Source organism: Flavobacterium sp. GW821-FHT12A05 (genome assembly GCF_058807735.1).
In genome coordinates, this window is sequence record NZ_JBXAQY010000003.1 from 167,454 (window position 1) to 183,457 (window position 16,004).

General features: G+C 35.9%; 11 protein-coding genes. 10 read left to right on the forward strand and 1 reads right to left on the reverse strand.

Going from position 1 to position 16,004, the window contains the following annotated elements:
- Nucleotides 1-75 precede the first annotated feature (75 nt).
- Nucleotides 76-1,188 (reverse strand): Fe(II)-2OG oxygenase family protein, encoded by a 1,113-nt coding sequence (locus tag AC1RRQ_RS07435; protein ID WP_493022378.1) that lies wholly within the window; start codon nucleotides 1,186-1,188, stop codon nucleotides 76-78.
- Nucleotides 1,189-1,460: 272 nt separating this feature from the next.
- Between AC1RRQ_RS07435 and AC1RRQ_RS07440 the strand changes: the two genes are divergently transcribed.
- The 10 genes from AC1RRQ_RS07440 (at nucleotide 1,461) to AC1RRQ_RS07485 (ending at nucleotide 15,986) form a co-directional block, all read left to right on the forward strand.
- On the forward strand, nucleotides 1,461-2,087 hold the full coding sequence (locus AC1RRQ_RS07440; RefSeq protein ID WP_493022379.1) for a nitroreductase family protein: 627 nt from the start codon (nucleotides 1,461-1,463) through the stop codon (nucleotides 2,085-2,087).
- Between the two features lie 24 nt (nucleotides 2,088-2,111).
- Nucleotides 2,112-3,629, forward strand: coding sequence for a pyridoxal phosphate-dependent decarboxylase family protein (locus tag AC1RRQ_RS07445; protein ID WP_493022380.1), 1,518 nt, complete (start codon nucleotides 2,112-2,114; stop codon nucleotides 3,627-3,629).
- Entirely contained in the window at nucleotides 3,610-6,066 is a 2,457-nt protein-coding gene (locus AC1RRQ_RS07450) for a GNAT family N-acetyltransferase (RefSeq protein ID WP_493022381.1), read from the forward strand. The genes AC1RRQ_RS07445 and AC1RRQ_RS07450 overlap by 20 nt, the downstream gene beginning before the upstream one ends.
- A 1-nt stretch (nucleotide 6,067) precedes the next feature.
- A complete protein-coding gene (locus AC1RRQ_RS07455) occupies nucleotides 6,068-7,390 on the forward strand; it encodes a lysine N(6)-hydroxylase/L-ornithine N(5)-oxygenase family protein (protein WP_493022382.1) in 1,323 nt (440 codons plus the stop codon).
- A gap of 13 nt (nucleotides 7,391-7,403) precedes the next feature.
- Nucleotides 7,404-9,257, forward strand: coding sequence for an IucA/IucC family protein (locus tag AC1RRQ_RS07460; protein ID WP_493022383.1), 1,854 nt, complete (start codon nucleotides 7,404-7,406; stop codon nucleotides 9,255-9,257).
- Nucleotides 9,254-10,660: an MATE family efflux transporter gene (locus AC1RRQ_RS07465; RefSeq protein ID WP_493022384.1), complete on the forward strand. Its 1,407-nt coding sequence runs from the start codon at nucleotides 9,254-9,256 to the stop codon at nucleotides 10,658-10,660. The genes AC1RRQ_RS07460 and AC1RRQ_RS07465 overlap by 4 nt, the downstream gene beginning before the upstream one ends.
- Before the next feature lie 37 nt (nucleotides 10,661-10,697).
- Complete coding sequence (locus AC1RRQ_RS07470) at nucleotides 10,698-10,940, forward strand: acyl carrier protein (RefSeq protein WP_264550649.1); 243 nt, start codon at nucleotides 10,698-10,700, stop codon at nucleotides 10,938-10,940.
- A 16-nt stretch (nucleotides 10,941-10,956) separates the two neighbouring features.
- Nucleotides 10,957-12,372, forward strand: coding sequence for an AMP-binding protein (locus AC1RRQ_RS07475; RefSeq protein ID WP_493022385.1), 1,416 nt, complete (start codon nucleotides 10,957-10,959; stop codon nucleotides 12,370-12,372).
- 45 nt (nucleotides 12,373-12,417) lie between these two features.
- Nucleotides 12,418-13,509, forward strand: coding sequence for a heparan-alpha-glucosaminide N-acetyltransferase domain-containing protein (locus tag AC1RRQ_RS07480; protein WP_493022386.1), 1,092 nt, complete (start codon nucleotides 12,418-12,420; stop codon nucleotides 13,507-13,509).
- Between the two features lie 107 nt (nucleotides 13,510-13,616).
- Nucleotides 13,617-15,986 (forward strand): TonB-dependent receptor, encoded by a 2,370-nt coding sequence (locus AC1RRQ_RS07485; RefSeq protein WP_493022387.1) that lies wholly within the window; start codon nucleotides 13,617-13,619, stop codon nucleotides 15,984-15,986.
- Nucleotides 15,987-16,004 lie beyond the last annotated feature (18 nt).

The window sequence follows — 16,004 nt, forward strand, 5'->3', positions numbered from 1 at the left end:
GTTTTTTTATAAAACCGATACAAAAAAGAGACATCAAACTTATTTTGACATCTCTCTCTAATGCAGCCTCGCTGCTTAATCCTGATCAAAAACTTTTCCCAAATGTTCTTCCATAACAAAATACGGATCATCGGTATGCGTCATTGACCTTATATGAATTAGACTCGTTTTACTCATCATTCTGAGCATTTGTCTTCTCTCACATTTTACAATCTTGCCATTTTCCTCTCTCTGCCCTGCTATAAAAGCACTTCTGCCGTGCGCGCATAAATGATTATTGACAAATATAACATCTCCGGAATCCGGTATATAATCACTATTTATTAACTCTTTGGCCTCATTCCAGAATTCAGTTAAATTGTAAAGAGCTTCAGGAGTTTGTCCTGCTTTTTCATTAAATATCTGTTCTGCCGCATCGAATCTAATAAAAGGCAGTTCCTTGTTTCCATATAGCACCGAAGCCAGCGGACCATCATTAACTTCCTCATTATAATTAGCATCCTTTGGACATTGATAAATAGGCTGAAAAAGCTTTTTCATTACTTTATTAACCTTGCCGTGTGATCGTACTGAGTAAAGTGTTGAAGGAACTCTTTCTTCATTTCGCAAATAAAGAAAGCTTAAAAAATCGGCTTGATGAAGCAGAAAAGCATCTTCGGTATGAACATACAAATTAGTTTTTGATCCTGATCCTGTCTGCGTAGCGGCCATATTTTCATCCGGAATAACAGCATGAAGAATCCCTCCGCCTTTTCGCTGGGCATAATATTGAACAGGTTTTGACGGAACTGCGCCATGCAGCAGTGAACATATAAATCCGTATTTATTAAGTTTGGAATAATCGGCACTCTGCCAGTTAGAGGGAGTAGGTCCCAGATGATCCTGATCAACTTCCAGAAGACCTCTAAAAATAATGGCTCCGTATTGATCTGCCGAAAAGTCTGTTCCAAAACGGCTTAAGATTCTAGCTATTCTTTCCGGAAGAAGCTGAAAAGAATAAAGATGAAGCGCCTCTATATAATCCGGATTTTCATAGCTCTGGAATGCTTTCTCCAAAAGTGCTCCCACATTAGATAAAATATTTCTTTCCTGAGGCGTAATCTCCACTATCAGCGGGCTTGTAGGAATCTGATAGGCATAATTTTCTTTTACTGGTATTTCATCTTCAATTAAGGATTGTGATTTCATTTCATTAGTTTATTTAACAGTTAATAACAATTGGGACAAATAAAAAACACAAACTTCTAAAACTAAATTCTATACAAATAAAACCTTGTTCCAATGTACTTTAAAAACGTACAGGATTTCGTATAATTTTTTTTCGGTTTTATTTTTTTTATAAAGATTAATTTCTACATTTGCTCGCGCTGTTTTTATTCATTCTAAATAAAATCTACTTACAAATATATTTGTTTTTATAATTTAAAAAAGAATTTTCTTAAAAAATTTATTAAAAAAATATGAATATTAGCACTAAACCCAGTAAAATCAAGGGCTCAGATTTGCAAAAAAAAATTTCAAAGATTATCCGGACCAGACGAAGTGTTTATGCTGATGAGTTTATTAAGCAAGACATACCGGATGAATTATTAAATGAAATTTTAATAAATGCAACTTATGCGCCTACGCACAAAATGACCGAACCTTGGAGGTTTATTGTTTTCAAGGATGGCTATTTAGAGAAACTAGGCTCTTTTCTGGCGGCCTATTACAAAGACTTTTATTATGAAAAGTTTTCTGCCGAAACGGCTCTAGAAAAGTACAATCTGCTTAAAGAATATCCTCTTAATTCAGCTTGTGTGATTGGCGTTGTCATGGTTCGCAATCACAAAATAAACCTTCCGGAATGGGAAGAAGTTGCCGCCGTTTCATCTGCCGTTCAAAACATCGCCCTCACCTGCACTGCCCATAATATTGGCAGTTACTGGAGTACATCGGCAGGTGCTATTGATTATTTAAAGCAATTTGATCTCGCCGAAAATGAAAAATCTCTCGGTTTGATTTATGTTGGATACTATCCCGAAGATATTGAACCATCAAGAAAAAAGAGAACCCCTGTTTCCAACAAAGTAACCTATTTTAAGTAACCCAAATTTTAAAAACTAATAATTATGCAAAACCTATTAGACAACGATCAGGAAGTCTTAGTTAAAAGTCCTGCAGACCATTTTTATCAGGATATTTTTCATGAAAATTCCGGTACAGAATACAACAACGCCATAGCATTAGTGCAAAAACGCGTAAATGGTTTTCTTGAAAATACCAAAATTCCGTTCAGCGGTATTAAACCTGAGGAAATACGAAATAAAGTAGAAGCTGTAAACTTAGATGTACCGCTGCAAGATTATGAAAGCCTTTGGGATGAGATTGATGAAATTTATGTCAACCATGCAACTGCCTATCATTTACCAGAATATATAGCTCATTTAAATTGCCCTGTAGTAATTCCTGCTTTAGCTGCCGATGTGCTGATAAGCGCTATTAATTCATCGCAGGATACCTATGATCAAAGTGCCGGAGGAACATTTATAGAAAGAAAATTGATTGCCTGGACAGGTGAACAAATTGGATATAATGCTGATTGTGATGGTATTTTTACTGGAGGCGGTTCGCAGAGTAACCTTATGGGACTGCTTTTGGCAAGAGATTATTTTGCTCTAAAATACCTGAATTGGAACATCAAATTAAACGGATGCCCTCCGGAAGCGAGTAAGTTTAGAATTTTTGTTTCTGAAAAATCTCATTTCAGCAATCAAAAAAACGCTTCTATTTTAGGACTTGGCGAGCAGTCTATCGTACAGGTTGTTACAGATAGCCGTTATAGAATGGATGCTGAAAAATTACAGCAGGCCATTACTGAAGAACTGGAAAAAGGCAACATTCCTATTGCTATTGTGGCTACAGCCGGCACAACCGATTTCGGAAATATTGATCCATTATCTGAAATTGCAATTCTGGCAAAAAAACATGAATTATGGATGCATGTTGACGCTGCTTATGGATGCGGTTTATTACTGACAGACAAATACAAATATCTTCTAAACGGTATCGAACAAGCTGATTCTGTTACGATTGATTACCATAAATCTTTCTTTCAGCCTATCTGCAGCAGTGCTTTTATGGTGAGAAACAAACAGCATCTTCATATTATAAAACACCACGCCGATTATCTAAATCCTAAAGAGCAGGATTATGATGAACTTCCGGCTCAAATTAACAAGTCTCTGGTACAAAGTACACGTCGTTTTGATGCTTTAAAGTTATGGTGTACGCTGCGCCACATGGGAAGAACTAAACTGGGACAGTATACAGAAACCATTATCGAAACTACGCAGCAAACGGCTGAAATTATAGACAACGACAAAGATTTTGAACTTTTAACAGATTCTGATTTAAGCGTTTTGGTTTTTAGATATAAACTAGACGGCTGGCCTGGAGATACATGTAAAATGAATTTACATATCAAAAAGAAGATGTTTTTTAATGGTGAAGTTTTAGTGGCAAGTACAAAAGTAAATGGCATTTTTTACCTGAAGTTCACCATTTTGAACCCATTAACGACTATTGCACACATTAATAATATCCTTTCAATTATAAAAAAACACGGAAATGACTACATCTTCTCCTAAAGAGATTGCTCAGGAAGCAGTCCATATTACGTTTACTATTTTACTTAACTGCTGCCTGCGCGAATTAGGCAACAGCAGTTTTTATGAAGGGATTCCGAAATACGATCCTGTTCTGAAATCTTATATGTCAAAGTACGATCATAAGCTTCATCTAAAATTGGATTTTCCTGTTGATAACGTTGAAGTCTATGCGCCAGTACGCTACAGATCTGAAACTTTCAGACATTTATATGATTTTCCGGTAATGGAACGTGATCTTACTACTGAAACTATAAAAGAAATAGATGCAGATCGTCTTTTAGAACTAATTACAACTCACATAAGACAGCAGTATCCGTTGGCAGATTCTAAAAATGTAAAAAAAAGAATGCAGCTAAGCACCGAAAAAATAGCGCAGTTTTTAGAGCATTTTAAAACTACCGAGCAGGATTTTAATAAAGCGGAAATGACTTTTATTGAAGCAGAACAATTATTTCCAGCTGGACATTTACTGCACCCTCTTACCAAAGGACGTGAAGGATTTACGGAAGCTGAAGTTTTAAAATATGCTCCCGAAACCGGCGGTTATTTTAAGCTGCATTATTTTTTAGTACATCCTGATTTGGTTACCGAAAAATCTGTAGATAATATTTTACCTTCTGATTTTGCAAAAGCAACAGTATTAGAAGCAGGTAAAGAAGATAAAAAATTGCAAGATTTACTGGAAAAAAATCCGCAGTGGAAAGTACTTCCAGTTCATCCGTGGGAAGCTTCACATTTTAAAAACCAAGCCGTATTTGATACACTGGTAAAAGAAAAGCTGCTTATCGATTTAGGTGAATTTGGAAAAGAATTCACAGCAACTTCTTCTGTAAGAACCGTATACAATAACGAAAGCGATTATATGTATAAATTTTCGCTTCACGTAAAAATTACAGGCGCAGAACGTATTAATCATTATCATGAACTTTACAGAGGGTATGATGTATCACGATTAATGCAGACTGCCTGGGGAGACAATGTAAAGAAAACCTATCCTGATATTGAATTGATTTGTGATCCGGGTTTTATATCTGTATCCTATAACGGAAATGTACTGGATCCTTTTTCTACCAGTGTGCGATACAATCCGTTTAAAAGAACTGGAGCCGAAAAAGAAAATAATGTCTCTTTATTAGCTTCTTTATGTCAGGACAGCATATTGGGAGATTCTTCCAGAATGGAGAACATCATTCAAAAAGCTGCTGAACAAACCGGATTATCTGTAGAAAAAACCAGTGAGATTTGGTTCAAAAAATACATTGATATTATACTTAACGGCGTAGTAAAAATGTTTAATGAACAGGGAATGGTTTGCGAGTGGCATCAGCAAAATACACTTGTACAATTGAATGGAGCGTTCCTGCCTGAAAAACTATTTTTCCGTGATAATCAAAGTTTTTTATTCCGAAAATCTTTTGAAGAACAGTTAAATGCTATCGTACCCGGTTTCTCTGAAAACGGAAAAATGTTTATACCAGACGATCGTTTATTCAATTTACTGCTTCATTATTTCTGGGTAGGAAATATATTGGCTGTTGTAAATACTTTTGGCGCCAACGGACTTGCGGCGGAAAAAAATCTCCTAAATATTTTATACGATGCTTTAGAGGTTTTACAAAAAGAAGACGAAAGCGGTCTGGTTACATTTATTCTAGAAAGCAGATATTGGAAAGTAAAAGGCAATTTGCTTACAGCACTTAATGATATTGACTGCGGCGGTAATCCTGCTGGCGTTACCCGCATCAATTTCCCAAATGTTTTACACAAACGCTTTTTTTCAGAGCAATTAATAAATCCAAAAGGAAAAGATTTAGTCTACAATCGTTATTTCCCTAAAGAAGATGTGACTATAAGTTTACGCCCTCTTGATATAGATAATGACCTGGAAATGCTGCACGAATGGTTTCATCGTGATCATGCAAAAGCAGCTTGGAAAATGGACTGGCCTTTGCGCGAACTTGAAACCTATTACAGAACCCTGCTTCCGGGAGATGGTTTGTACAGTTATATAGGAATGGCTAACGGAGAACCAACTTTTAATATTGAAGTATACTGGCCTACCCGCGATGTATTGGGAGATTATTATGATGTGCTGCCTACTGATTACGGAACGCATCAATTTATTGCGCCGACAGATCCTAAACTGAAATTTGTTTCACCCTCTACACAATGCATGATCGATTATGTATTTGCTCAACCCGAAGTGGGTAAAATGGTTGGTGAAGGCGCTGTCGATTCCAGAGCTTCGATGATGAATAAAGCTTTTCATGGCTTTAAAATCGATAAGGTAATCGAAATGCCGCATAAAACCTCAAATCTTAATTTTTGCTATCGCGAATGGTACTGGGCTAAATTCCCTCAAAACCAAGACATTGTAATAAACGCTGAAGCAGAACCTAATCTTATAAACCAATAAAATGGAAGATCGTAAAGTATATTCACTAATAGGAATCGGAATTGGACCTTTCAATTTAGGCTTAGCGGCTTTGTTAGAACCGGTCGATGACGTTTCATCACTTTTTTTTGATCAAAAAGAGCAATTCAACTGGCATCCGGGTTTGCTTATTGACCATGTTACCTTGCAGACTCCATTTTTATGCGACTGTGTTTCAATGGCCGATCCTACAAGTAAATTTAGTTTTCTAAATTTTCTTAAAAAGACAGATCGATTGTATAAATTTTTTATCCGCGAAAATTTCTTTGTACTGCGAAAAGAGTATAATTTATATTGTCAATGGGTAATCAAGCAGCTCAAAAACTGCCGCTTCTCCTCTTGTGTAAAAGAAATTTATTATAAAGATGGTCTTTATGAATTGCACGTATTTCATAAAGAGGAAAATCAAACCAAAATTTACTATTGCGAAAAATTAGTATTAGGAACGGGTACAGTACCTGTGCTTCCTGAGTTTGTCGATCTAAAAGAAATGAAAAACGTTTCCCATACCTCTAGCTATTTATTCAGAAAAGAAGAAATATTAGAACAGGATACGGTTACTGTAATTGGTTCTGGGCAAAGTGCTGCCGAAGTGTTCTTTGATCTGCTTCAAAACAGACCTAAAAACCTAAAGCTGAATTGGTATTCCCGTCCTGATCGTTTTTTTGCTATGGAATATTCTAAACTTGTTTTAGAGCATACATCGCCGGATTACATTGATTATTTCCATCAAATGCCGTCCTCGACTCGAAGTGTCATGCTGGATCGCCAGAAATCTCAATTTAAAGGAGTCAACTTTGATTTGCTCAACCAGATTTACGATCATCTGTATACCCTTAGCGTAGATAACGAGGATATTGGTGTAAAGATCAGACCAAATATACAATTGGATGATATAACTCCGGGAATTCATCATAATTATGAATTGCATCTGGAGCAGATAGAACAGCAAAAAAAGTTTACAGACCAAGCCGACTATGTAATTCTAGGCACCGGATATCATTATCAGGAACCTCAATTTCTTAAAGATATTCAGCATCGCATCAGCAGAACTTCAACTGGCAGTTATGATGTAAAAAGAAACTACAGTATAGATCATAACGGCAGCGAAATTTTTGTGCAGAATGCAGAAATTCATACGCACAGCTACATTTCATCTGATTTGGGCATGGGTGCGTATCGAAATTCCTATATCATTAATGAAGTAGCAAAACGCGAAGTCTATAAGTTAGAAAAGAGGATTGCTTTTCAGGATTTTGACCTTTCGGGTATTGTCGCAGAAAAAGCGGAAGAAATTAGTATTTAATACCAAACTTAAAATGAATATAGAAACAATACCACACATAGAAGTTTTTACCGCTCAGGTTTGGGAAAAAGTAAATATCAATTTGTTAGCCAAGAGTTTAGCCGAATTAATGCACGAAGATGTTGCTAAACCAGCCATTACAGGAAGTAAAAAAGAGGGTGTCACCCATTTTAAACTGACAACTGATCTTCCGGAGGTTTACTATACTTTTTCGGCTTATCCAAGACTTTTAGAATACTGGCATATTGAAAAAGAAAGTATCCAAAGATGGGAAAACGGCACAGCCTCACCTGCTAAAGATGTTCTTTGTTTTTTTATGGAATTACAAAAAACCTTTGGAATAGATTCTTTCACATTGGCAAAATATACCGAAGAACTTCTCAACACTTTATATGCTGATGCACATTTACATAACAGGGAAAAACTGACTGCTTCTGAACTTACAAAAGCCGATTATCAGACTATTGAGCACCAAATGGAGGGACATCCGTGGGTAATTGCAAATAAAGGACGCGTTGGTTTCAACAATAGTGAGTATCACAATTATGCTCCCGAAGCCAATAAGAATACGGATTTATACTGGCTGGCGGCCCATAAAAAAAGAGCTGCATTTAATGCCTTGGAAACGATCAATTTTAATGATTTTTATACCGAAGAATTAGGCGCCGAAGTTTATACCAAATTTCAGGAAAAGCTTCGCAATATGAAACTTATCGTTGAAGATTACGTTTTTATTCCCGTGCATCCCTGGCAGTTGAACAATAAAATTTTGCTTCAATTTCATCAGGATCTGGCTAACCAATATTTAGTTATTTTGGGCAAAAGCGACGATGTATATTCGCCTCAGCAAAGCATTAGAACTTTCTTTAATTTAAGTTATCCTTCCAAACATTATGTAAAAACGGCGATCTCTATTTTGAGCACAGGAAACATCCGCGGCTTATCTCCAAAACAAATGGATATTGCGCCAAGGGTAACAAAATGGGTTAAAGAAATGCTCGATAAAGATCCTTATTTTGAGGAGAAAGAAGTCGTGTTATTAGGCGAAGTGGCTACGGTTTCTTATCGTCATCCGCAGTACAATTCCATAACCGACAGTCCATATCATTATCGTGAAATGCTGGGTGCATTATGGAGAGAAAGTGCCGAAAAATATCGTAAACCTGACGAAAACCTCATGACGATGGCGTCTTTGTTATACATCGATGATAACGATCGTCCTTTTCTGCAGGAACTGATAAACGTTTCCGGACTTAGCACTCAACGCTGGCTGGAACAATATCTGGAAGCCTACTTAAAGCCTTTGCTGCATATTTATTATCAGCATTCTTTATGTGTAACACCTCATGGCGAGAATATTATTTTAGTCATGAAAAACGGAATACCACAGCGTATTATTATTAAAGATTTTGTTGATGATATTGTTTTAACTGAAGAAGCCAAAGCAAAATTACCAGCTGAACTTAAAGACGGTCTTATACAATCATCTAATAAAGAAAATACCCCTTTGTTTATTCTAATAGGTGTTTTTGATGCATTTTTTAGATACCTGTCGGATATTTTACATACTCACATGGATTACGATGAACACCTCTTTTGGAAAACCGTAATAAGTTCAATTGAAGAGTATCAGCAGAGTAACCCACATCTCATAGATCGATTTGAAAAGTACAATCTTTTTGAGCCGGAATTTAAACGATTTTATATCAACAGTTTAAAACTGCTTAATAATGGATATGCTGAGCAGACTGGTTTTGCCGTGCCGAAAAAAGGAAGTAAACTTCCTAATCCACTTTATGTAATTAAGCAATACGAGATGAACGAGTTTACAGAGATAAGCGGCGAAACAATACAACACCAATTATGAAAGTAGTTGTATTAAGGCTTCAATCCTATACTGATTTGTTTCTTACTGCAGTATTAGGCCGAGAGAAAAAATTCACATCAGGCAGTATTAATAGAGCCATTGTCCTGCTTGCCGTTCCTATGGTTTTAGAACTCGTAATGGAATCTGTTTTTGTTTGTGCCAGTTTATTTTTTGTGAGTAAACTTGGGGCATCAGCAGTTTCAATAGTTGGTTCTACAGAGTCTGTTATTAGCTTTTCTTATTCCGTTTCTATAGGTTTAAGCATAGCGGCGTCGACCTTAATTGCACGACGCGTTGGCGAGCAGAACTTTAAGGAAGCAAGTGTTACGGCCGGACAGGTAGTAAACATAAGCGTTATTTGCGGTATTGTAATAAGCTTAATCTGTTTTATATGGAGTGATGAAATATTGAGTCTCGTAGGACTTTCTTCAGAAATGATAAAACAAGGCAGTTTGTATGCAAAAGTAATGTTTGCCAGTTGCGGCTTCATTATAATCCGTATTGCGCTAAATGGTATTTTTCGAGGTGCCGGTTATGCTTCTATGGCAATGCGCACACTTTGGCTGTCTAATATATTAAACATACTGCTCTGTCCGCTTCTTATTTTCGGATGGGGTCCTGTTCCTGCGTACGGACTTTTAGGAGTTGGTATTGCTACCGCTCTAGCCCGTTTTATAGGACTGAGTTATCAGGCATTCCATTTAATTAAAGGAACAACCATTATTCAAATTGGAAAACAACAGCTGGCAATTCATCGCGAAATATTCAATAAAGTATTGAGACTTGCTTTTGGAGGCATGCTGCAGTATTTGATTCCTGCATCGAGCTGGCTGTTTATGATCAAAATTGTTTCTCATTTTGGAGGCAATGCACTGGCAGGATATATAATAGCACAGCGAGTTGCTTCGATAGCCACTACTCCGGCTTGGGGTATTGGCAATGCCGCAGGAATTTTAACGGGACAAAATTTGGGCGCACAGCAGCCCGATAGAGCCGAAAAATCAGTTTGGCGGGCAGGCATGATCAATATGTGCTTTTTGATTTCGGTGGCAATAGTATGGATTTTTATAGCAGATCCCGTTGTCAGAATCTTTTCTGATGTACCCGAAGTAGTCGACAACAGCACAACTTACATTCACATTATTTCTATTGCCTATGTATTATTAGGTTACACCATGGTCATTTCCAGAGCGCTTAATGCAGCCGGAAAAGTAATGATTGTAACCATGCTGTACATCCTTATGTTTTACGTGATACAAATACCGCTTTCCTATGTATTTGGAGTAGCATTAGGTTTTGGTCCAAAAGGCATTTTTGCTGCCATTTTAATTTCAGAGCTGGTATTGGCTTTTGGCTGTATTACCATATTTAGAACAGGAAAATGGAAATTAACTAAAGTTTAAAAATAACAAAGTATAAACAAATTAAAACAAGATTATTATGAGCACAACACAAGAATTACATCAAGTATTTGCAACTGCATTTGAAATACCGGTAGAATCCATTACAGCCGATTTAGAATATCAGGGTATTGTAGAATGGGATTCTATGAGTCATTTGCTTTTGGTTGATGAGCTGGAGAAATTTTATAATGTTTCAATTCCGATGGAAGATATTCTGGAAATGGGAAGCGTTGATAAAATAAAAGCAATATTGAAGAAAAACGGTGTTGAAATCCAATAATTCAAAAGAAGAAACTATGGGACTTTATGATTTAATTCAAAAAAATAAAAAATTAAATTTTATAGATGCAAAAACCAAAGTTGTTAAAACGTTTGCCGATTTACATGAATCTTTAGACATTGAAGATTTGCGTGCCGTTGTTTTTATTTATAATGACAATCAGCTGCCGACAATTGAAACGTTTTTGAATTTTTATCAAAAAAAGTACACAGTAGCATTGCTTAACGCGGGATTACATCCTGCGTTTAAGCAAAATCTTGAAAAGGAATACAGACCTGCTTATATCTTCGATCCGTCAAGAACAGTGGTTGAAGATTATGAGTTAAAACAGGTGTCTGCAGCTATTTCAGTCTTTAAAAGAAAAGAAATTCGCCTGTCTCCTATTCATGGTGATATTAAGCTTTTAATGAGCACTTCAGGAACTACCGGGTCACCTAAATTTGTTAAGATTTCAGATCAAAATCTGGTTCAGAATGCCTTATCTATCATGGAGTACATGCCAATAACGGAACACGATGTTGTTCCGTTAAATGTACCTATCAATTTTGTGTATGGTTTTTCGATTTTTACAACAAATTGCATAAAAGCAAATACAATTGTATGTACGGACAGAGATGTACTTCAAAAAGAATTTTGGTCAGATCTTACCGAATATGGTTTTTCTACATTGAGCGGTGTTCCTTATTTTTATGAATTACTGCATCGTTTTGGTTTCTTTAAAAAAGACACCCCTTCTGTACGTTACTTTACCCACACAGGAGGAATGATGAACAAAGAATTGGCAAGTATCATTTCCGATTATACTCAAATCTACGATAAGCAGTTTTTTGCCCAATACGGACAAACCGAAGCCAGCGGCAGAATGGCTTTTTTACCGCCAAAAGATTTCCAAACTAAAGGAACATCTATAGGTTTTCCTGTAAAAAACGGCAGGTTTGAAATCGACGAAGACACCAAAGAACTTATTTATTACGGCCCAAATGTTTCCGGAGGTTATGCTAACAACATTTTTGATCTGCAGCATTATGAACACACTGATAAACTCTATACCGGTGATTTGGCAGAAAAAGATGAGTTTGGTTATTATCATATTAAGGGACGCATTAAACGTATTATAAAATTATTCGGAGTTCGTTTAAACCTTGATGAGGTTGAACTTTTACTCAAAAATGAATTAGGAGGACAAACCTTTATCTGTATAAGTGTTCAGGATAAATACCTGGGAGTTATACATCAGGATGCCGCTTTACTGCGTGAAACCATAACACAGGTAATAAAGGAAAAATTAGGATTACATGCCAGTTCTGTAAAAAACTATTATTTCGATCAAGTCCCTCTTACTGTTAACGGTAAAGTCGATTATCCAGCTATAAATAAGCATATTAACGAAAACGAAAATTCATTTGCAGCCACAAAAACGGTTGTTGGATAATTTCAATATTTAATAAATAATTAGGTTTTATAAAAATACAAAACTATGGAACAGCAAAGTAAAAGAATTGCAGCACTGGACCTCATAAAAGGAATGAGTGTTCTAGGCATGATAATTATACATACACTGCTGACATTTGCAGATGTCAAATCGCAGTCGGAAACCTTTATTGGGAGTTTTATTGTTTTTCTGGGCAGAGGAACTTCTATATTTCTAATCTGTATGGGAATAACCTTTATGACCTCCCGTCATCAAAGCCTTAAAAGCGCTCTAAGCCGCGGCGGACTGCTTTTAGCTGCAGCCCTTTTTATGAATTTCTTGAAGTTCATTTTTCCTGTTATTTTTGGTTTTGCGCCGGATAATTTTATACAAAGATACGGATGGCACGGGCCAATAGAACAGCAGTATATGTATTTGATGTTATTAGGCGACATACTTCAACTAGCAGGAATGTCTTTGCTGTTTATTGGTTTTATTAGAAAATATGTTACCAATAAATATGGAATCTTAACTATAGGCTTAATAATAGCATTAGTTTCCAGAGAAGTCAGCGGCATCAATTTGAATTATCCGGTAATTAATTATGTGTTAGATCTTATTTTCAATAATGATTTTCCGGCATACGTTTATTTTCCTGTTTTTCCGTGGATGTCATTTATTATCATAGGAATGTTTTTTGGCAAATGGTATCAGGAACTTGATTATGACAGACCGCAATTGTTTAAAGTTATGTTGTACACAGGCTTTTTGTTTACTGCTCTGGGCGCACCTCTTGTTTTTATTTACGGAGATTACAATTACAATGGTTTTTATCACATGGGACCGGGCGGCGTACTTTATTTTGCAGGCTGGACATTAATTTTTCTATGGATTATTTTTAAGATATCCGAAAATATTAAGGAGAATAAATTTTTTAAGCTTTTAAAATATTGCAGCAAAAACCTAACTTCTATGTACATGATACAATGGATATTGATTTCGTGGGGAAAAGGCATCTTCGGTTTTAGAGAGAACAAAATAACAACAGTACTGGCACTTATAGGACTTTATATTGTGTTAACTTTTTCGGTTCAGATACTATTAGATTTTTTTAGAAAAAAGAGCCAAAGACCAAAAGTTATAGAAGTCCTTGAATAAAATTTAATATATTTTATTTAACATTTGGATATTGTCAATAGAATTTCCTACTTTTGAATTTTTATTCATTCTAAATAAGAATAGTGTATTAATTCTAAGTATATTTCATGAAGCTCAAGATAGTATTGCTCTTTATTTTCTCGTCGACATTTTTAATCGCACAAAACACAATCTCTGGTAAAATAAGTGGTGAACACGGAAACCCACTGGCAGGAGTTAATATTCAGCTTTTAGGTACAGCAATAAATGCGAAAACCAATACCAGCGGCTTTTATCAAATTGAAAATCTGGCAAAAGGAAGCTATACAATCGAAGTGAGCGCAGATGGATATATTTCAAAAAAGCAAACAATTGTTTTAGAAAATTCCCAAAATACATCGGTTACAATAACTTTAGAAAAAGTTGATAAAACATCTAAAGAAGCAGAAACACTAAATGATGTAGTGGTAAAGGGTTTATCTGAAAAAAGAAAAAAAGAAGAAACAGCACAAGCCGTTTCTGTAATAGAAATGCGGGAAGCTAAGTTCAAAACTACTGATTTAGGCGAAGTACTTGCTCAAACGCAGGGTATTAGTGTTAGACGTACAGGAGGCTTAGGTTCCCGCACTAATTTTTCGATGAATGGATTGACAGGAAATCAAATTCGGTTTTTCTTAGACGGCATTCCTTTGGATTATCACGGTTATACTTTTGGAATTTCAACAGTTCCTGTTAATTTAATTGATCGTGTTGAGGTATATAAAGGAGTAGTTCCTATCGAATTTGGTGCAGATGCTCTTGGCGGAGCTGTCAATTTAATTACTCCAAAAATAAAACCTAATTTCAGCGGTTCGTTTTCGGCTCAGGCGGGATCTTTTGGAACGTACAGAACATCTTTGGTTCTTAGTAATTACGATCAAAAGACTGGTTTTTTTATAAAAGGAAGCGGCTTTTACGACACCTCTCAAAACAACTATAAAGTAGATGTAGATATTCCGGATGCTGCCGGTAAGATTAAAAAAGTAACAGTACCTCGATTTCATGATGCCTACAAAGGCTACGGAGCGCAGTTAGTTACGGGTATAAGAGACAGAATTTGGGCAAAGGAATTGAGTATCGAAGGATTTTACACTGATTATACAAAAGAAATTCAGCACAATCAATTGATGGTTGGAGTTCCTTACGGCGAAGTGATGACGTACCGAAAATCGGCTGGAACTGTCCTAACCTATCGCAATGATTTTGGCGAAAATTTTAAAGTAGATTTTATTTCGGGATACAATTACAGAGAACGTCAATTTAAAGATGTATCTGATTATGTCTACAATTGGTATGGCCAGCGTATTGAAGGTTCTGCAGGAAATGTAAAGGGAGAAATTTCAGAATCTACTGGTCCAAGTGATACCTACACCTGGAATAATGATGTTTTTTCACGTTTAAAAGCTTCATGGAAAATCAATGATCACTATGCTGTGAGTTTTACTTCGGCACCAACCTACTCCAAACAAACAGGAGATGACCGACTTATAGATGGTTATGATCCTGCCACAGCTGTAAAAGAATTGTTTACATGGATTAATGGTGCAGATTTTAAAATAAATGCATTTAATGACAAATTAGAGAATCTGTTTTTTGTTAAAAATTATTTACAGAAAATCAATTCTGAGGAGAAAATCCCTTCTAACAACTCTGTAATAAAAGAAAACATAAGCGGGAATTATTTTGGTCTTGGAAACGGATTTCGTTTTAAATTCAACGAACAATTTTCTACAAGATTAACGTATGAATACGCTACCCGTCTGCCTCAAACAGACGAATTGTTTGGAGACGGACAATTTATACAAGGTAATTTGAATTTAAAACCAGAACGCAGTCATAACGTTAACTTTGAACTTTTTTTCAAATCCAAAGCAAGATATGATGCTGGCAGCTGGCAGGTTCAAACTAATCTATTTTTAAGAAAGATAGACAATCAAATCTTATTTGTGCCAAGTTTAGACCGTAATAACAGCTATCAGAATGTATTTGCGGCCACTTCTAAAGGAATTGAAGTTTCCGGAAGCTGGACTTCTAAAAATGATAAACTTTCATTTCACGCAAACAGCACGTACCAGCATTTTTATAATGATTCAAGTGAAGGAATATTTGCTGCTTACAAAGGAGACAGAGTACCCAATCAGCCTTATTTTTTTGCTAACGGAGGGGTTAATTATTCCTTTCATAACCTAATTGGCGAATCAGATAAATTATCTCTTTTTCTGGATGCCAGATATGTATATGAGTTTTTTAGAAGCTGGGAAAGTGCTTCTGTAAATCCATTTGTTATACCAAGCCAGCAGACTTTTGATTTTGGGACTACCTATCATAGCAGCTTTAATAAGCTTAAATATGCCTTAACTGCAGAGATTCAAAACTTAACCAATGAAAAAAATTATGACTTCTTTGGGGTGCAAAAACCGGGAAGATCATTTAATATCAAACTAGTAACGCAATTTTAATTAATTATATATAACCAA